The organism is Salinispora sp. CH2A1_6, from assembly GCF_056820975.1.
In genome coordinates this window covers 219,058-238,002 of the sequence record NZ_JBXEDG010000010.1, presented here as the reverse complement: position 1 = coordinate 238,002, position 18,945 = coordinate 219,058, and the positions used below count along the sequence as shown (strand labels likewise).

The window sequence follows — 18,945 nt, the reverse complement described above, 5'->3', positions numbered from 1 at the left end:
CCTACTACCCCGAGGGGAAGGGGTCGAAACTACTCAAAAGGGCGCGCTCCGGAGCCGGAGGCTACCGGAACATTCCCGGCCCGTCAGCGGGATCCGGAGCTGAGCCGCCGCCCCACCGAGGCGATGAGCCGGTCGAGCTCCGAACCGAACGGGTTGTCGTGCACGAGGTACGTCCAGGTGGCGCTCGGCCGGACCAGCTTGGCCTCGTCCGGCTCCCAGTCCTCGTCGAATTCCGTCTCGGTGAAGGTCTCGATGGAGCGCCGTTCGATCTCCGGCACCAGTTCGTTGAAGGAGGGCACCGCGGCACGGTGAAACTCGTCAAGCGGGTCCAACCGGCCCAACGCCCGCAGGTGCACGCCCTCACGGACCTCGGAGAGCTCAGCGAGGTGCTCGGCCCAGAGCCGATCCAGATGGAACAACGCGATGGAGCGGGCGGCCCCGGCGAGAAGATCCTCGTCCATCTCGCCGGCCTTGTCCGAGACCTTGTCGAGCAGCATCAGGGCGGCGACGTCGCTGGTCAGCAGCCGCTCACGGCGCTCCGCCAACGCCTTACGCTGCTGCTCCACCACCACGCTGTAGCGCCAGGTGTTGCGGTGGATCTCATGATTGACCCCCTCGGCGACCCGCTGGGCGTGCTCCACGGCGTAATCCACCTGCGGATCGGTAACCAGGCCGTCGGCGTTCATCCGGGGCGACGGCGGCACGGTGTCACCGGCGTGCCGGACCACGAGATCGTCCTGCAGACTGACGAAGAAGACCGACCCACCCGGGTCGCCCTGCCGACCGGCCCGCCCCCGCAGCTGGTCGTCCACCCGGCGGCTGTCGTGCCGGCCACTGCCGATCACGTAGAGGCCACCCAGCTCAGCCACCCGGTCCCGGTCCGCCTGATCACTGCCGCCGAGACGGATGTCGACCCCCCTGCCGGCCATCTGGGTCGAGACCGTGACCGCGCCGTGAGCGCCGGCCTCAGCGATGATCGCCGCCTCCTCATCATCGTTCTTGGCGTTGAGCACGATGCAGGGGACGTTCGCGGCCTCGAGACCGGCCGCCAGGCTTTCGGACTCCTTCACGTCGAGGGTACCGACCAGGACCGGCCGCCCCCGCTCGTGATTACGCCGAATCTCGTCGATCAGCGCCTCCTCCTTCTCCGCCTGGGTCGCGTAGATCCGGTCCGGCTCGTCCTCGCGGACACACGGGGTGTTCGGCGGGACCACCGCCACCTCAAGATCAAAGAACTCGCGCAGTTGCTCGCCGACCAGTACCGCGGTCGCCGTCATCCCGCACACGGTCGGGTAGAGCCCGATGTATGCCTGCACCGCGATCGTGCCGAGCACCTCCCCCTCGGCGGTGGCGTCGAGCCCTTCCTTGGCCTCGACCGCCGCCTGCAGTCCGTCCGGCCAACGGCGACGCTGCGCCACCCGTCCGCGCATCTCGTCGATCAACTCGACCGTGCCGTCCCGCACGATGTAGTCCACATCGCGGTGCAGCAGGGCGTGCGCGTGCAGCGCTACGTTCACCGTGGAGAGCTGGGCGACCTGCTCCTCGTCGTACAGGTCGATGCCGAGTTTGGCCTCGACGGCGCTGAGACCGTCGGTGGTGAAGGCGACGCTGCGACCGTCCTCGGCCACCGTGTAGTGCCGGCCCTCGCGCAACCCACGCATCAACGCCGCGGCGGTGTGCACCGGATCCTGATCACCGGGAACCGCCCCGGCGAGGACCATCGGTACCCGCGCCTCGTCGATCAGGATCGAGTCGGCCTCGTCCACGATCGCGGTACTCAGCGCCGGTTGGACCCGGTCCTCAATGTCCGTGACGAGTTGGTCGCGCAGGTAGTCGAAGCCCGCCTCGCTGACCGACACGTACGTGACGTCGCAGGCGTAGGCCGCGCGCCGTTGTTCCGGGGTGGAGGCCTCATTGACCCAGCCGACAGTCAGGCCGAGCAGGTCGTACACCGGCTTCATCCATTGGGCGTCCCGGCGGGCCAGATAGTCGTTGACGGTCAGTACGTGCACCGGACCGTTGCCGAGGCGCACATGCCCGTACGCGGCGACCGTCGCGGTCAGGGTCTTGCCCTCACCGGTCGCCATCTCGGCGACCTTGCCGGAGAGCAGCGCCATCGCGCCGAGCAGCTGCACATCGTAGGGCCGCTGGTCCAGTCCGCGGTGGGCGGCCTCGCGGCCAACCGCGCAGATCTCCGCGTAGCCCTCAGCCCGGCCGGCGGCCTCGGTCAACCCGACATCGTCGAGCGCCTCCAGTTCCGCAACCCGGGCCTCGATCGCGGGCAAAATCTTCTCCAGCGGTGCGAGGTCGACTGTCGTCCCGGGGCGCTGGAGGAATCGGCGGAACCTGGTCTTCAACCGTTGCGACACACCCATGAGCGGCAACGGTACGCGACCGAACCGATCTTCACCCGGCCCGCCCGGTCCGCCGGCGTCGGCAAGGAGCGCCACCGGGGACTGCGCCCCGCAGGACGACCAAGGCGGTCCAGGGCGGGGAACGCGGCACCGCAGGTCTGAAGGAACGAAAATGCCGCTCTAGCCTGAATAATCCCTCTCGCCTGGTTTCATGGTCAGAGGGGCGGGTAGCCGCGCCCGTCCCATCTGTCGTAGCGGGGTGAGGGGTCCATGCCCAAGCGGGTCACCACGGAACCACGGGACCGGGGTCCGGCGATCCTGGCACCGGCGCGCTTTGGCGGCTACCCGGGCCCGCGACGGCCGGCGATACCCGGCAGCACGCTGGCCCGGTGGCTGTCCACCACCGACCACAAGCAGATCGGCCTGCTCTACCTGATCACGTCCTTCGGCTTCTTCGTGCTGGCCGGCATCGAGGCGATGCTGATCCGGGGCGAGCTGGCCCGACCTGGGCTCCAGTTCCTCTCCCCCGAACAGTACAACCAGTTGTTCACCACCCACGGCCTCGCGATGCTGCTGCTCTTCGCCACCCCGGCGGCGCTGGGGATGGCCAACTACATCGTCCCGATTCAGGTCGGGGCGCCGGATGTCGCGTTCCCCCGCCTGAACGCCTTCGGCTACTGGCTCTTCCTCTTCGGCGGTCTGCTGCTCTTCGGCAGCTTCCTGACCCCGGGCGGATCCGCCGACTTCGGCTGGTTCGCCTACACGCCACTGAGCCAGGCCGAACACTCCCCCGGCATCGGCCCCGACATGGTGCTGGTCGGCCTCGCCCTCGGCGGGGTCGGCACAATCCTCACCGCGGTCAACCTGATCACCACCATCGTCACTCTCCGCGCCCCCGGCATGACCATGTTCCGAATGCCGATCTTCACCTGGAACATGCTCTTCACCAGCATCCTGATCCTGCTGGTCTTCCCCCTGCTGGCCGCCGCGCTCTTCGCCCTGCTCGCCGACCGCCTGCTGGGGGCACACGTCTTCGATCCGGCCACGGGCGGACCACTGCTCTGGCAGCACCTGTTCTGGTTCTGGGGCCACCCCGAGGTCTACATCATCGCGGTACCCTTCTTCGGGATCATCACCGAGATCATCCCGGTGTTCTCCCGCAAACCCGTCTTCGGCTACACCGGACTGGTGTTCGCCACCGGCGCCATCACCGTATTGTCCATGGCGGTCTGGGCACACCACATGTTCGGCACCGGTCAGGTGCTACTGCCGTTCTTCAGCATCCTGAGCTACCTGATCGCCGTACCGACCGGGGTCAAGTTCTTCAACTGGATCGGCTCCATGTGGAAGGGGCAGCTCACCTTCGAGACACCGATGCTCTTCTCCATCGGCTTCCTGGTCACCTTCCTGTTCGGCGGTCTCACCGGGGTGCTGCTGGCCAGCCCACCGGTGGACTTCCACGTGACCGACAGCTACTTCGTGGTAGGGCACTTCCACTACGTGCTATTCGGTACGGTGGTCTTCGCCTTCTTCGGCGGAATCTACTTCTGGTTCCCGAAGATGACCGGCCGGCTACTCGACGAACGACTCGGCAAGGCGCACTTCTGGACCATGTTCCTCAGCTTCCACGGCACCTTCCTGGTCCAACACTGGCTGGGCAACGAGGGAATGCCCCGGCGGTACGTCGACTATCTGCCCGGCGACGGGTTCACCACCCTGAACACGATCTCCACCGTCTCGTCGTTCGTACTCGGAGCGTCCACCCTGTTCTTCATCTGGAACGCCTGGAAGTCCTGGCGGTACGGACCCGTGGTCAACGTGGACGACCCATGGGGCTTCGGCAACTCCCTGGAGTGGGCGACGACCTGTCCCCCGCCGCTGCGCAACTTCGACCAGATACCCCGGATCCGCTCGGAGCGCCCGGCCTTCGACGCCAAGTACGGTCCACTCGTCGCCGATCTCGGCCGCGACCTGCCGCAGCGCACCACCCGGCCGCCGCAGAAGCTCCGCGACGAGCTGCACCGAGAGCCGCACCTGCCCGAGCCACCCAGCGCCGAGGGCGCGGTCGGCGCACGCGAGGCGGTGGCCTACCACCCCGCCCCGCAGTCCGGGGCGCGGCCAGTCGAGGTGCCGGAGCCGGAGGACGTACGCCGACCCAGCTTCGAGGAGACCGACGGGCCCGAGGAGAACACCGACCACGAAGCCCCGCAGGAACCAAACGACCGGTGGCGCCATCCCCGTGGATCTGGCGACAGCGCCGAGAACTGAGCCAGCTCGGCGCTCGCGGATGGCCCGGCCTCCGCCCGGAGTAGCCGGCCCGCTCTCACCGAGCTCTGGGGCGGCCGGTCTCCGCCTCGGCGACGCCGTTCTGCCACGGCGGCGGCGCGTCGGCGAGCATCGCCTGCCGCAGCCAGGTCAACGCCCGGGAAAGCAGCCGGGACACGTGCATCTGGGAGATGCCGAAGCGGGCGGCGATCTCCGCCTGGGTCTGGTTACCGTAGAAACGCATGGCGAGGATCCGCCGTTCCCGCCAGGGCAATCGATGCAGCAGGCCGCTGACGGTGACCCGATCATCCACCGACTCCAGCGCGTTGTCGGACTCACCCACCAGATCGCCGAACTCGGCCGAGCTCTCGCCGCCGACCGGGGCGTTGAGCGACGCCGGACTGTAGCCGGCAGCCGATTCCAGCGCCGCGAGGATCTCCTCCTCCGGCGTCTCCAACCGCGCCGCCAGCTCCGCCACCGTGGGTGCCCGAGACAGTTCGCTGGTCAGCGCCGCGGTGGCCTGGCCAACCTCGAGGATGAGGTCACGCAGCCGGCGGGGCACATGCACCCCCCAGGTACGGTCCCGGAAGTGGCGCTTGATCTCACCAACGATAGTGATCGCCGCGTACGCGGTGAAGGAGCCCCGCTCCGGGTCGTAACGATCCACCGCGTTCACCAACCCGAGCCGCGCGACCTGTTCCAGGTCCTCCAGCGGTTCGCCCCGCCCGCGATACCGACGGGCCAGTCGTCCGGCGAACGGCAGAGCGAAGCGGACCAGGTCGTCACGGGCCTCCTGACACCGCTGGGGCGGCAACCCCTCGATCCGGGCCGCATACGCCAGAGCTGCCGCGTCGAGGTCCTCCAGGCCTCGCTCGGTCGGTGACGGAGTACTTGTGGTGGTCTGTCCGAACATCCGCGCCTCCCTCAGGAAGGTCCCGCCCGGATTTGGCAAACCGGTCGTGCGCGTGGTGACACCACCACGCACCGGGTCGGAAATGGGTTTCGTGGCTGGGACGCCAGCGGGCGCCGGCAAGATCCGGTCGCCGCAGCCAGCGGTGTTCCCGCTCCGTAGGTACTCAATCACGAGACCCGGGGTTCGCGAGGATGTTTCGGCGCGTCCGAGGTCAGGAGACGAGCAGTCCCTGCTGGTAGCCGCCGTCGCGGAGCGCCGCAAGGGCTGCCGCGACAGTCATCGGCGGCGGCGTCGGCAGGTCGTACGACTGCGCCCGCAGCACCTCGGTCGCCCGACGGGTGGGCACCGACGTGACCGGGTAGCCCCGGGCCGCCGACCGGTCCAGAACCCGCCGACGACGGCCGAAGCCGGCCACAGCCAGCCACTGGGGAAGCCCGGCGACCGCCGGCGACCGCAGCCCTGGCGGCTCCGGCAGCACGTCCACCGAGCTGAACGGCTCGCTGCCGGCGAGCCACCACTCCACCCCCTCCACGCTGCGCCGGGTGGCACTCTCACACCAGTAGGGCACCATGCCGGCCCGAAGCACCTGCCACGGGTCGAGCAGCCGGCCGCACTCGACGACCAGACGGTTGCCGGTCTTTCCGGCCGCACGCAACCAGTGCCGGTACAGGTCCGCCGTCGCCGCGCTCAACACCGCCGGCTCTGGCACGAGTACCCGATGCGACGGATGCCGGCGCACCGCACCCCATTCCCGAACGGACTGCTCGAACCCGGGCTCGACCCCGTGTTCGGCCAGCCGAGGTGCCCCCGCCACCGCCGGCGGGCACCACCGGGCGCCGTCGCTTCCGGCCGCGTGGAGCACCTGGCGCAACGCGGGGCTGTCTGGGTGGAAGTCCACCGGATCAAACCCACTGCCCGGAGAGCCGACCTGGAAGCTGTGCCCGGGGGCGGAGTCCAACACCGGCCAGGTACGGGCGTCGCAGAGCAGCAGCACCGGCGCTCCGGGCTCCAGGCATTCGGCCAGCAACCGGAGGTAGGCCGCCGGCAGCCAACGCCAGCGAGCGGCCAGCGCGACGGTCGCGCCCGCCAGCGCACCGCGGCTGGCGGGGCAGTGCACCTGCCGGACGTGGAGTTCGGGGTTGGCCACCAGCAGCCGTGCGGCCAGCGCGGCACCGTGATCGAGCGCGGCCTGCGGCCCGTCCACCGCCCCCTGCGGCCAGTGGACGCTCAGCTCGAAGCCGGTGGGCAGCCACGGGATGCCGAGCGCGACCGCGAGGTGCGCTGCCGCGCCGTGCGGGGAGCCGAGGAGCACGCCCGGGTAGCGGCGGCGGGGGTACTGGTCGGCGAACCAGCGGGCCACCTGGTCCGCGTCCACCTCGGCGGCCTGCCCCACGGTCAGGGCGACCCGACCGGCGGCCCGGGCAGCCGCTGCCCGCCGCACCGGTTCGGGTGCCCCACTGAGACGGGACATCCCTCTGGGGTGTCCCAGGTCGGCGCAGTCGGTGCCGCGTAGGGCCCGGGCGGTGGCCGCGACCAGGGTCCGGGCTACGCTGCCGGCTGCGACGACGCGGTCGCCAGCCAGCCCACCGGCGCGCCCCGCGCGCACCCCGACCTTTCTTCGTTCGCTAGCCACGCAGCCCAGCTTCCCGCCCGGATGGGGTTCAAACTGGGCATCCCTTACTCCTCGGGATTAACCCGGTAATCCCGACGGATGGGTGGTGGGATCTCAGGCGCGGTCCCGCCCCGGCGTGGCGGCATCAACGTACCGCAGTACCGCGCCCACCCCGCCGGTCAGCTCCGGCGCCTCGTCGGGGCCGAGGACGGTCAGCTCCGCGTCCGTCCCCACCAAGGCCCGAACCAAGGCGGCATCGGCGCGTACCTGCTCCGGGTCCCGGACCGCCATGGCAGACAGCTGCCCGGGATCAGTGGCGATCTGGCTGGGATCCGACCCAACCCACAACTCTCCCGTCGCTGACGGGTCATCCACAATCAGCAGGTTCTCGACCTGGTCTCGTTGCAGCGCGGAGACCACCGCAGTCAGCCCGGACCCGACCTCCTCCTGCTGGCCGAACCGGTCCAGGGCGGTGTTGACCCGCTGGTCGGCCACCTCGGCGATGGTCTGCACGGTCAGGTCATCCAACTGGGTGTGGTCGGCGCCGTCGGCTCGCTTGCCGGCATCGGTACGGACCAGCACCTCCTGCCAGCGTTCCGGCAGCTGCGCGGCGATCACACCGGTGGCCCGCACATCTCCGGACACCACCACCACGTCGGCCCGTACCTGCTCGGCCAGCTCCGCGGCGGCGGCGGCGATGTCACCCGCGTTGCGGTGCCAGGCCTCCATCGCAGCCCGCTGATAGCGGGACTGGGACCAACCGCCCGGCCGTACGCGACGCAGTTGGTAGTCCTGCCGGCCCTGCACATGGGCGTGCCGTGGCACGCCCCCCGCACTGACCGCCATCGCGTCCGCTCCGGTCCGGTCGGCGATCACCCGCACCCAGGCCACCTGCTCGCCCCGCTGGGCCAGCAGCGGCATCACGTGTGGCAGCGACGCAACCGCGGCGATGTCCCGCAGCGGCGGGGCGGACAGATACTCCGACAGGGCCACCCGACCGTGGCTGGCGAAGACCGCGATGCCGTAGTCACCCGGCATCGGATCATGCCCCCGAACCACCCGATCGATCGCCTCGATCGACGCCGGGTCGGCCCCCTGCTCCTGAAGTCGATCCCGCAGCGCGCGCCAGCGCAGATCCAGCGCGGCGTGGGCATCCTCGGTGTCGGCGGAGGCATCCAGGTACACCGAACACCACGGGCCCGGTCGATCATAGAGCGGGCGTAGGAAGGACAGCTGCATGCGCGACCCCTTTCCAGCTCGACCCTGCGGTTACCCGAGCCGGCTGACTTGTCACCTGACCCACGCCACGTGACCGATGTTTCATTCCCCCCATTCACCCACAGCGGCCGATACCATCGGGGAACAGATCAACCCTGGGTGGTGGCGATGGACAGCGACCTACCTGCCCCACGGATCACACATCCGACGGCGCGCATCGTCACCGGGCGAATCGTCCGGTTACTCGAGGGCTACCCACGTGCGGTACGGGTGGGCCAGCCGGTGCTGGTGGCGGTGCTCGTGACAGCCGGCGTGGTCAGAATGCTGATGGCCCTGCTCCAGCAGCTCGCAGCGGCCGGTTCCGGCCGCGGTCGGCGCACGTTCAAGGAACTCCGCAACGGGCCGGAGTTCCTGGTCACCCCCGTCCGCCTGCGGGACTCCACCGGACAGCTGTGCGAGGTCGAGCTACACGGACACCTGCCGCAGAGTGCCCTGCACCCGGCCGACCACGTGCAACTCACCCTACGCCGCCAGCGCGACTCCGAGCTTCCGCCCAGGATCGAGCGGATCGTCAACCTCACCACCGGACAGTCGCTCACCCCGCGTAGGGCGACGCTCTGGTCGCATCTCGGGCCGCCGCTCCTGCTCCAGGCCAGCCTGGGCCTGCTGCTGCTGGCTGCGGTGGCCGCCTGTTCCAGCCTGCGGTGAGCCGGTCCCGGTAGCTACTCTGTCCACGCGACTGCGGGAGCCACACCGAATCGACGGATGGCTAGCGCAGCCCACCGGCGGGTGGGAGAAGCCCACAGGTCTACCGCAGTTGGACGCACTGTGCGACTGTCAGGTAACGGGCCAGCGGTGACAGGGCGGTGACCATGCGCGAGAACGGTGACGTGCGGACCTTCAACCGTGCGGATCGAGCCCGATATCGCGAAAAGCTCCACCGCTGCCTCCGGGCCTTCGCCGAGCTACTACCAGACTCCCGGTTCGATGTGGACCGGCTGACGACCGGGCTGGAGATCGAGCTCAATCTGATCGACGACACGTCCCAGCCCGCGATGCGCAACGAAGCGGTGCTGGCCGCGGTGGCCGACCCAGACTTTCAGACTGAGCTGGGTCAGTTCAACCTGGAGATCAACGTGGCTCCCCTGCGGCTCGCGGGCGCCGGCGCCCTGGAGTTCGAGAAAACGCTACGTGAGCGCCTCGACGCCGCCGATGCCCGGGCGCGCACCGCCGGCGCCCGTCTCGTCATGATCGGCATCCTGCCGACGCTACGGCCAGAACACCTCACCTCAGCCGCGCTCTCCGCGAACCCCCGCTTCGCACTGCTCAACGAACAGATCTTCGCTGCCCGTGGCGAAGATCTGCGAATCGCCATCAGGGGCGTGGAACGGTTGGCGATCACCGTGGACACCATCACCCCAGAGGCGGCCTGCACCAGCGCCCAGTTCCACCTCCAGGTCAGCCCCGCCCAGTTCGCCGACTACTGGAACGCGGCGCAGGCGATCGCCGGCGTTCAGGTCGCGCTGGGCGCCAACGCACCGCTGTTCTTCGGCCGGGAGCTGTGGCGGGAGACGCGGATCCCGCTGTTCGAACAGGCGACCGACACCCGCGCAGAGGAAATCAAGGCACAGGGCGTCCGTCCCCGGGTGTGGTTCGGCGAACGCTGGATCACCACCGTCTTCGACCTCTTCGACGAGAACGTCCGCTACTTCCCCGCGCTGCTGCCGGTCTGCGACCCGGAGGACCCAGCCGACGCGGTCGCGGCTGGTGCCGTGCCGCAGTTGGCCGAGCTACGCCTGCACAACGGCACCATCTACCGGTGGAACCGGCCGAGATATGACGTCCTGGCAGGCCGGCCAGAGCTGCGACTGGAGAACCGCGTACTACCGGCTGGGCCCACTGTGGTGGACACCGTCGCCAACGGGGCATTCTTCTTCGGCCTCGTCCGCGCGCTGGCCGAGAGTGACCGCCCGCTGTGGTCGCAGATGTCCTTCAACGCCGCCGAGGAGAACTTCACCACCTGCGCTCGGCACGGCATCGACGCGCAGGTCTTCTGGCCGGGCCTCGGCTACCTACCCGTCACCGAGTTGGTGCTCCGCCGACTACTGCCGCTGGCCCACCACGGGCTGGACCGCTGGGGAATGGACCCGACCGAGCGGGATCGGCTGCTCGGAATCATCGAGCAGCGCTGCCTCACCGGCCGCAACGGGGCGAGCTGGCAGGTCGCCACCCTGAACCGGCTTGAGTCCGCTGACCGCCTGAGCCGGCCCGAGGCCCTGCGCGAGGTGGTTCGCCACTACGTGGACCTGATGCACAGCAATCGACCGGCCCACGAGTGGCCCATTCCCTGACCGCCCCGGTCGAATTCGGACTACCGGGCAGCGACGGTCGGAGAGGTGCTGCGGAACACGGGAATGAGAACCGCCGCGACAGTGGTGTGCATCAGCGCCAGGGTGATCCGGGAGCCGGTGGGGATGCCGGCGCCAAGCAGCGGGCCGCCGTAGGAGATGACCAATACACTCAGGGCGATCACCGTCCAGACGGCACGGGCCAACCGGGTCAATCGCTCCAGTACCGCCAGGAGGCCCACCCCGCCAGCGACGTGAACAGGGACATGAGGACGACGGCGCCGAGTGGGACCGCCGCCAACTCGGTGCTGCCCGTTCCGGTCTCCATCGGCCTTACCTTCCCCTCGTTGATCCCCCGGGCAAGCACTGCTATCAGCAACTAGATGCGTACAGCATCGACTTGCTAACCGCAACTGTTAAAGTAGTAAGATGTGGACATGTCAGCGACCGAACTGACGCCCCAGCCGGCGATCGAGGAACCCGACCCGACACTGATCGCCATCGAACGGGCCATGAGCAAAATTCGTCGCCGGCAGACCCAACGAGCACTGGGCCAGATCGCTGCAAAGGACGGGCCACGCATCGACCTGAACCAGATCGCCGCGGTTGACGCCGTCGATGAGGGGCCCGACGAGAGGCAGGAAGGCGTCACGGTGGGCATGGTGGCCGAACGGCTCGGCATCGACCCATCCCGAGCCAGCCGGGTGGTGGCGGCGACCATCCAGAACGGCTACCTACGCCGGATCGCCTCCCAGCACGACGGCCGACGAAGTTGCCTGGAGATCACCGACCAGGGGGCGGCCGCGCTCGCGCAGACGCACCGGGCCCGATACGCGCGCTACGAGCGCCTTCTCGCCGGCTGGACGGTCACGGACCGACGCGACCTGGCCCGGCTCCTGACTCGGTTCACCACCTCGATCACGGCGGACGAATCCGCCCCAGAGCCGACCGCCAGCCGGACCTGAACGACCCGGCCACGCTTCGACTTGGCCGGCAGCGAGATCACCGGCCGCGGCACTGTCGGCAACACCCGCCATACCGCCTGGCGCCGCCCGCCAGAGGTACGCGTAGCGAGGAGGCACTGAGCACGTGGCGAGAACAATCAGGGTCAGCACCCGGAACGCGACCTTCCAGCAATGGCAGGCCCTACTGACCAATCGCACCAAACGCCAGCGGGCGGGGGAATTCGTAGTCCAGGGGGTCCGGCCCATCACCCTCGCCGTCGAACACGGTTGGCAGGTCCGTGCACTGCTGTATCCCGACGGGCAGAACCTCTCCCGATGGAGTCGAGACCTGCTGGACCGGGTCGGCGGGGCCAGCCGGGTAGCGGTGTCACCGGAGCTGTTGGGTGAGCTCGGAGGCAAGGACGAGGAGTCACCAGAGCTACTCGCGGTGGTCGGGCTCCCCGAGGACCGACTGCCGCGGATACCCTGCACGGCCGACATGCTGGTGCTGCTCTTCGACCGACCGACCGCGCCCGGCAACATTGGTTCGCTGGTCCGGTCCGCGGATGCCTTCGGAGCCGCCGGCGTGGTCATCACCGGGCATGCCGCCGACCCCTACGATCCGAAGTCCGTGCGTGCGAGTACCGGTTCACTGTTCACCGTGCCCGTGGTGCGCGTGCCGAGCCACCGTGCGGTACTGGACTGGGTCGACTCGCTGCGCGCCACGCACATCCCCATCGAGATCGTCGGAACTGACGAACACGGCGAGGTGGAGATCGCCGCGCATGACCTCACCGGCCCGAAAATCATCGCGGTGGGGAACGAGACGCGCGGGCTCAGCACGGCCTGGCGGCAGTCCTGCGACCGTACGGTTCGGATCCCGATCACCGGCGCCGCCAGCTCCCTGAACGCCGCCGCGGCGGCGACTGTCGTGTTGTATGAGGCCGCACGGCAACGAACAGCACCGGCCGCCGGTGTGGCAGCTCAGGTACGCCCGTAGCGACGACCAGTACGCCACCGGCAGCTTTCGTGCTGCCGGTGGCATGATCACGCACTCTGAGCCCGCCCCCTGAGCAGGGTGTCACCTCTTTCGGGACGGGGGTGGTGCAGCGGGCCGAGCGGCGAGGGAATCCGCCACCGCCTCGACTCAGGCGCGTACCTGCGTGAGCCACTCGGTGACGGAACGTGGCGCGAGGCCAAGCAGCCGCTGGGCGCTGTTCTCCTCGGCGACGGTATTCCCGGCCTGGGCGTTCAACAGCTCGTACAGGCCCACCACGCCGGCGCTGGCACCGGCTCCGAAGAGCGGGGTGATGAGATCGCCGAACGCGGCCGGCGTGATGGCCTCGTAGCGCACATCCGTCCCCAGATAGGCGGAGAATCCCGCGGCCAGGTCCGCCCCCGTCAACCCCGGCCGATGCCCGACCGCGACCGTACCGGTAGTAGCGGTCGCGTCGGTCAGCAGCCGGGTGACGACGTCCGCGACGTCCAGGTGGGAACTCCACGACACGGCGAAGTTCTCCGGAAGCGGATAACGCAGGACCCCCTCCTCACGCACGGGCCCCGCGACGACGGGCAGCAGCAGATTCTCCAGGTAGAGGCGGGGAGCGACGACCGCTGTCGGGATGCCACTCGCCTCGATGTCGCGGATGAGCCGGACGACCGGAGTCTCCGGCGCGGCTTGCAGCGGCGTCCCCGGCTGGTCGACAATTTGACCGCTGGTGGAGATGACCACGCGGTGTGGTCGGGCCCTTGCGACTGCCGCGGCGACCGCTTTGGCATAGATTTCAAGATCGGTTGGCGCCCCCAACGGAAGGTGGACGAACACACCGTCCGCACCGGTGTAGGCCGCCGCCAACGAGTCGGCGTCCGCCAGGTTGACCGCGGCCGAGGCGAATCCGTCCGGCACCGTGGTGGTGTCCCGGACCGCCGCGACTGCGCGCTGCCCCGCCGCCTGGAGCGCGGACAGAACAGGGAAGCCCTGGGCGCCAGTGGCGCCATGCACAATATAAGACATCCCGCTATTAGCGCATATAGGCGTGCGGTCTTGCCAGCGCGGCAGCATCTCCGCTGGCCCCTTCGCCGGCGGGGTAGGGCTTACCCGACACCGCAAAGAGCCGGCAGTCATTGAACGGGTCAACGACTGCCGGCGGATGCGTTAGCGAGAGTCAGCTCCGCTCAGCGCTGCGCGAGGTTGACGTAGTCGCGCTGGGCGGCACCGGTGTAGACCTGCCGCGGACGGCCGATCTTCGTCTCCGGATCCTTGATCATCTCACGCCACTGGGCGATCCAGCCGGGGAGCCGCCCCAACGCGAACAGCACCGTGAACATCTTCGTCGGGAAACCCATGGCCTTGTAGATCAGGCCGGTGTAGAAGTCCACGTTCGGGTAGAGCCTGCGGGAGACGAAGAAGTCGTCGGCGAGCGCGATCTCCTCCAGCTCTATTGCGAGGTCCAGCATCGGGTCCGAGGTGGACATCCGGCCAAGCACCTCCTGGGCGGCCTTCTTCACGATGGTGGCCCGGGGGTCGTAGTTCTTGTAGACCCGGTGGCCGAAGCCCATCAGCTTCGCGCCGGCCTGCCGGTCCTTGACCCGCCGCACGAAAGAACGGACATCGCCGCCGTCGGCCCGGATCGTCTCCAGCATCTCCAACACGGCCTGGTTCGCGCCGCCGTGCAGCGGGCCGAAGAGGGCGTTCACCCCGGCCGAGACCGAGGCGAAAAGGTTGGCGTTGCTGGAACCCACCAGCCGTACGGTCGAGGTGGAGCAGTTCTGCTCGTGGTCGGCGTGCAGGATGAACAGCATGTCCAGCACCCGGGCCATCACCGGGTCGACCTCGTACGACTCGGCGGGCACACCGAAGGTCATCCGGAGGAAGTTCTCCACGTACCCGAGGGAGTTGTCCGGGTACAGCAGCGGCTGGCCGATCGACTTCTTGTAGGCGTACGAGGCGATGGTCGGCACCTTCGCCATCAGCCGGACCGTCGACATCTCCACATGCTCGTCGTCGAACGGGTCGAGACTGTCCTGGTAGAAGGTGGAGATGGCGCTAACCGCCGAGGAGAGCACCGCCATCGGGTGCGCATCCCGGGGAAAACCGTCGAAGAACCGACGCATCTCCTCGTGCAGCAACGAGTGCCGCCGGATCCGCTCGGTGAACTCGGTCAGCTGCGACTGGGTGGGCAGCTCACCGTAGGTCAGCAGGTACGAGACCTCCAGGAAGGAGGACTTCTCCGCCAGCTGCTCGATCGGGTAGCCACGGTAGCGCAGGATCCCCGCGTCGCCGTCGATGTAGGTGATTCCGGACGAACAGGCTGCTGTATTCACGAAACCAGGATCGTAGGTCGTCATCCCGGTCTGCTTCAGCAGCTGGCTCACCCCGATGCCGGCGGGACCCTCGATCGCCGTGTTCACCGGCATCGACAGCTGCCCACCGGGGTGATCGAGCTTGACTTCCGTCATGTGCGTCCTCGCTTCGCCGACAGATCTTCTCCATTGAATTTCCTTCGCTTTTACCGTATTCGTGCTTCCGAGGACACCGCCCGCGGTGGCTCGTCGGTGAGGTATGCGTCACCCATTTCCCGGCCGACCGACCAGGAAACACGGACCGATCGCCCATCCCGGGACAGGGAGACAGCCCGAGGCAGGACAGGACAGGACGACACCACTGGACGACAGATGTCGGCTTAGATCACAGCCGCACACCACACATAGCCTGGGTGCCGGACTGGACGGGAAGGGCCGGGCGACCGCGGACCGAGCGACCGGCGACCGGCGACCCGGGGAGCGGGGACCCGGGGTCAGGAGAGCGCGAGTCGGGTCAGCGTGCCATCTCGCGCGACGAGGAAGAGACCGAGTTGGTTCACTCCCGGCCGGAAAAGCTGGTCATCACCGATCAGGGCGGCGAACCGGCGCCCGCCCTCGTCCCGGTCAACCACCGGAACCACGACGGCGACCCGGTCGTTGACAGCCACCGCGAGCGGCGTGCCGTCGGGGATCTCGTCGGGCACGTCACCCCAGACCAGCGCGGGCAGCATGCCCTGGTCCGGATCCACCTCCTGGAATGCAGCCAGGTTCTCGACCCGAGCCACCCCTGCCGTCGGCTGGTCCGGCACCATGCTGCCAATCAGCGGGTGCGGCGCGGCGGGCTGCGCCGCCGTGGGTACGCCACCAGCAATCGGGGTCGGCTGGGCAGGCCGATCATAGAAGACCTTGCTCGCCTGTACCCGGGGGGCTTCCCGCGCCGACCGGCCATCAACCGCCCAGGGCAGCCGGATCGCTGCCTCATCGGCGAGAGTAGGCAGCAGATCAACGTGCTGCCAGTTCCGGTCATCGAGCCGGCCGGTGCGCTGCCCGGGATACTTGACAAACAGCGGAACCCAGGCCACCTCGTCGGCGGCGACCTCGATCGCACCCATCCCCCGCCCCTGCGCTCCCTTGGTGAAGCTCACCCCGTGGTCGGCGGTGACCACCAACAGAGCGTCGTCGTAGAGTCCGGTGGCGCGCAGCGTACGCAGGGTCTCGCCGATCAGCCGGTCGGTGTAGCCGAGCTGGGCCAGGTGCCGCTGACGGGCCAACTCCACCCAGCCCTCCCCCTCGTTCGGGAAGTCCTCTGGCGCTGTGTAGCGCACTCCCGAGGGCAGGTACGCCCACGGTGAATGCGGCATCAGCAGGTGCAGGAAGTGCAGGGTGGGTCGGTCGGACGGCTGGAGTCCGGCGAGGAAGCTACTGAACCGGGCCGGCTGGTTGTCGTTCAGCCGGTCCCAGCGAAACTTCGGATCCTCCGGGATCGGTTCGGCGGCGTCGATGCCAGCCTCAGCGGCGGTCTGCTCCCGGTAGGAGTCCGCCGGGTCAACCCGGCTCTCCGTCGGCGCGGATATTCGGGCCAGCAACTTGGCGCTCTCCCGAGCCAGTACCCCCATCCCCTGTTCCCGCCCCGGCGGCGTCTCACAGCGGCTGGGCGGGCAGAGCCGGGTGATGCTCTCCTCGGCACGGATGTCGTACAGCCCGCTGAAGGCGGTGAACAGGTTGTCCGGATGCTGCGAATAGTGCGGCGCCGCCCCCGTGGCCGGGAAGCGGCCGGTCAGCATGGCCGGTAGCGCGTACGGCGTCCAACCGCTGACCCCGGTCGCGTTGCGGTACCAGGTCGAGCCAGCGGCCAGCTCCGCGAAGTGCGGGAACCGGTCTGCGTCGATCTGCCCGTCCGGGCGGAGCAGGGAGACGAGCGGCAACTCGTCGAGGATCAACAGGACCACCGGCGGGTGCCCGCCAGCCCGGGCCAGCCCGACGGCGCCGCCGTCCCCACGCGGCAACACCACCGTCGAGGTGGGCGACACGAGCAGGAACAGCCCAACGAAGACCGCCGGCCCGAGCGCCGCGACCCGCAACACGCGGGCCAGGGCACGCCACCGTCGGTAGGCCACCACCGCAGCCACTGCGACGACCAGCGCCAGCACCAGTAGCGGTACGCCCCGCAACGGTGTCACGTACCGTCCAATCTGCACGGCCAGTGCGGCGAGCAACAGCCCTACGAGCAGCGTGTGAGTCAGCTCCCGGGCGGTACGGCCGGCCAGCCGCGACATCGCCGCGAGCGCGCCGAGCGCGACGGTCGGCACGATCGCGACCAGCACGACCAGCTGCACGATCTCGCCCCGGCTGGCCCGATGGAAGAGAAAAAAGTCCGGACTCTGGCCGAGCACATCCAACAACGGCTGAGTGACCACGAGCCCGAGCAGAGCGGCGAGCTCCAGCAGCCGACAGCCCTCCGCTCGCCAGCCACGCCGCAGCGCATCGGCTGGGTCCTCCGCCGCACCAGCTCGTCGATCAGAGGCACCCGCTGTGCCGTCGGGTTGATCCGGTGTGGGCGTGATGCCCGGGTCAACCACTCAGGACCACCCGGTACAGGGTCCGGCTACCCGACGGCAGGTGGAGGCGCTCCTCAAGGTGGCCATGGGCGGCGAGCAGCCGCTCGAACTCGTCCCGGCGGTAGCGGGGGAAGGTGTTCTCCGGCTTGTTGTCCAGTAGCCGACGTGCCATCGGATCCTCCGGGTGCACGAACTCCACCACCAGGCGGGTGCCCGGCCGACCGAAACCGGCCAGCCACGCGACCACCTCCGGCAACGGGACGTTACGCCCCACCGCGAGGTGGTGGACCACGGCCAGGGCGAGGACGACATCAGCTCGCGCCCGTTCGCCGAAGGAGGCCCGCTCGACGCCCCGCCAGCCGCCGCCGGGCGACGGGTCTGCCAGATCCATCACCAGTGGCAGGATCCGCTGCTCCCCCGCGGCCCGCAGCTCCCGGTACAGCCGGTCAACCACCCCCGGGTCCTGTTCGACGGCGACAACGTGCTCGGCGTGGCGCGCGGCCAGGCGGGCGTACCGGCCGTCGTTGGCCCCGAGGTCGAGCGCCAGCCGGGTCGGGGGTCCGGCGGTCAGCGACGCGGCGACGAAGCGCTCCTTGGCAGCCCGGTCCTCGGCGGTGTAGCCGCAGGTGCGCTGGTAGTCGATCCAATGGCTGGCGGGCGGCGGCCGGTCCAGCCGACAGACGAGGCGCCGCAGACCGCGTACCGTGGCGACGGCGAGGTCACGGGAGTAGCCCGCGTCGCGTAGCTGGTTGCGAACCTCGGCCGTGCTGGCGCGGGCATTGCGTCGCTGCATCGCGTCGTGCAGGTGGACGTGGGTAAGTACGCCGGGGCGAAACCGGCGACGGCCGGTGAACAGACGACGAATCTGGTCCGCCTCGATGCCGTCAACCTGGGCCCGCAGCAGCGGCTGAAAGTCCAGCCCCAGGTGGGCACCGAGGAGCAACGGGTAGAGCAGGGTCTGACAGAACTGCCGGTAGCCGGCCCAGGGTTCGCCGTCCCGGGCCGGGGTGAACGACCCGATGTCGATGAAGACCGGCTCCGCACCGCGCCACTGCAGGTTGTATGCCGAACCGTCCTTGGTGGTGAAGCCGCCCGGCAGCGCCGCTTGGAGGATGTCCAGGTGTAGCAGGGCGGCGTCCCGCAGCATGCCGTGGGACCATTCGTACGGGTGGGAGACGAACGGGATGCGTTCGTGCCGGAGCACCGCGGACCAACCCGGCGGTGCCGGGCTGGTCTCGACGGTGTCGCAGACCTTACCCTCGGCGAGCAGCGCCGCGAAGAAGTCGCTGTCGGCGAGAGCCCGCCAGTCGGCGGCGGCCCGCTCGTCCAACCCACGCAGCACGTCGTCGCCGCGGTGGAAGACCCGGTTCGCGGGGTCCCGGAAGGACGCGGGCTCGGCCCGCAGGTCAGGATACGCAGATGTCATGCCG

General features: G+C 69.2%; 14 protein-coding genes. 5 read left to right on the top strand and 9 right to left on the bottom strand.

The genetic code is table 11. From position 1 onward, the window contains the following. Nucleotides 1-83: 83 nt before the first annotated feature. A complete protein-coding gene (gene secA2 / locus AC1UKG_RS14585) occupies nucleotides 84-2,375 on the bottom strand; it encodes an accessory Sec system translocase SecA2 (protein ID WP_026271154.1) in 2,292 nt (763 codons plus the stop codon). A 249-nt stretch (nucleotides 2,376-2,624) separates the two neighbouring features. Here secA2 and ctaD point away from each other — a divergent pair, with 249 nt between their 5' ends. Further along, nucleotides 2,625-4,622, top strand: coding sequence for an aa3-type cytochrome oxidase subunit I (gene ctaD / locus AC1UKG_RS14580; protein ID WP_475889457.1), 1,998 nt, complete (start codon nucleotides 2,625-2,627; stop codon nucleotides 4,620-4,622). 55 nt (nucleotides 4,623-4,677) lie between these two features. Here ctaD and AC1UKG_RS14575 read toward each other — a convergent pair whose 3' ends face one another. From AC1UKG_RS14575 to AC1UKG_RS14565, 3 genes are all read right to left on the bottom strand, one after another. Beyond that, the gene (locus AC1UKG_RS14575; protein WP_018739629.1) at nucleotides 4,678-5,532 is read right to left on the bottom strand and encodes a SigB/SigF/SigG family RNA polymerase sigma factor; all 855 of its coding nucleotides are present in this window, start codon (nucleotides 5,530-5,532) and stop codon (nucleotides 4,678-4,680) included. Between the two features lie 211 nt (nucleotides 5,533-5,743). Then, the gene (locus AC1UKG_RS14570; RefSeq protein WP_018742640.1) at nucleotides 5,744-7,138 is read right to left on the bottom strand and encodes a hypothetical protein; all 1,395 of its coding nucleotides are present in this window, start codon (nucleotides 7,136-7,138) and stop codon (nucleotides 5,744-5,746) included. A 120-nt stretch (nucleotides 7,139-7,258) separates the two neighbouring features. Next, nucleotides 7,259-8,383 carry a baeRF2 domain-containing protein gene (locus AC1UKG_RS14565; protein ID WP_018813470.1) on the bottom strand — a complete coding sequence of 375 codons (1,125 nt, stop codon included), beginning with the start codon at nucleotides 8,381-8,383 and terminating at the stop codon, nucleotides 7,259-7,261. Nucleotides 8,384-8,521: 138 nt separating this feature from the next. Between AC1UKG_RS14565 and AC1UKG_RS14560 the strand changes: the two genes are divergently transcribed. Both AC1UKG_RS14560 and AC1UKG_RS14555 read left to right on the top strand, forming a co-directional pair. Further along, nucleotides 8,522-9,070 (top strand): hypothetical protein, encoded by a 549-nt coding sequence (locus AC1UKG_RS14560; protein ID WP_018813469.1) that lies wholly within the window; start codon nucleotides 8,522-8,524, stop codon nucleotides 9,068-9,070. 164 nt (nucleotides 9,071-9,234) lie between these two features. Then, a complete protein-coding gene (locus AC1UKG_RS14555) occupies nucleotides 9,235-10,713 on the top strand; it encodes a glutamate-cysteine ligase family protein (RefSeq protein ID WP_018813468.1) in 1,479 nt (492 codons plus the stop codon). A gap of 20 nt (nucleotides 10,714-10,733) precedes the next feature. On the opposite strand, the gene AC1UKG_RS14550 is transcribed toward AC1UKG_RS14555, so the two are convergent. After that, nucleotides 10,734-10,952, bottom strand: coding sequence for a DUF6069 family protein (locus tag AC1UKG_RS14550; protein ID WP_475889454.1), 219 nt, complete (start codon nucleotides 10,950-10,952; stop codon nucleotides 10,734-10,736). A gap of 195 nt (nucleotides 10,953-11,147) precedes the next feature. Here AC1UKG_RS14550 and AC1UKG_RS14545 point away from each other — a divergent pair, with 195 nt between their 5' ends. Together AC1UKG_RS14545 and AC1UKG_RS14540 are read left to right on the top strand one after the other, a co-directional pair. Then, a complete protein-coding gene (locus AC1UKG_RS14545; protein WP_018813465.1) occupies nucleotides 11,148-11,675 on the top strand; it encodes a MarR family winged helix-turn-helix transcriptional regulator in 528 nt (175 codons plus the stop codon). Nucleotides 11,676-11,799: 124 nt separating this feature from the next. Further along, a complete protein-coding gene (locus tag AC1UKG_RS14540) occupies nucleotides 11,800-12,654 on the top strand; it encodes a TrmH family RNA methyltransferase (RefSeq protein WP_018742647.1) in 855 nt (284 codons plus the stop codon). A 147-nt stretch (nucleotides 12,655-12,801) separates the two neighbouring features. Here AC1UKG_RS14540 and AC1UKG_RS14535 read toward each other — a convergent pair whose 3' ends face one another. From AC1UKG_RS14535 to AC1UKG_RS14520, 4 genes are all read right to left on the bottom strand, one after another. Continuing rightward, nucleotides 12,802-13,668, bottom strand: a complete 867-nt coding sequence (locus AC1UKG_RS14535) for an NmrA family NAD(P)-binding protein (protein WP_026271153.1) — start codon at nucleotides 13,666-13,668, stop codon at nucleotides 12,802-12,804. 161 nt (nucleotides 13,669-13,829) lie between these two features. After that, nucleotides 13,830-15,113 (bottom strand): citrate synthase, encoded by a 1,284-nt coding sequence (locus tag AC1UKG_RS14530; protein WP_482642513.1) that lies wholly within the window; start codon nucleotides 15,111-15,113, stop codon nucleotides 13,830-13,832. 338 nt (nucleotides 15,114-15,451) lie between these two features. Continuing rightward, a complete protein-coding gene (locus AC1UKG_RS14525; RefSeq protein WP_482642512.1) occupies nucleotides 15,452-17,536 on the bottom strand; it encodes a sulfatase-like hydrolase/transferase in 2,085 nt (694 codons plus the stop codon). Further along, nucleotides 17,529-18,941, bottom strand: coding sequence for a class I SAM-dependent methyltransferase (locus AC1UKG_RS14520; protein ID WP_018742651.1), 1,413 nt, complete (start codon nucleotides 18,939-18,941; stop codon nucleotides 17,529-17,531). Before AC1UKG_RS14520 ends, AC1UKG_RS14525 begins: the two co-directional genes overlap by 8 nt. Between the last annotated feature and the right edge of the window lie 4 nt (nucleotides 18,942-18,945).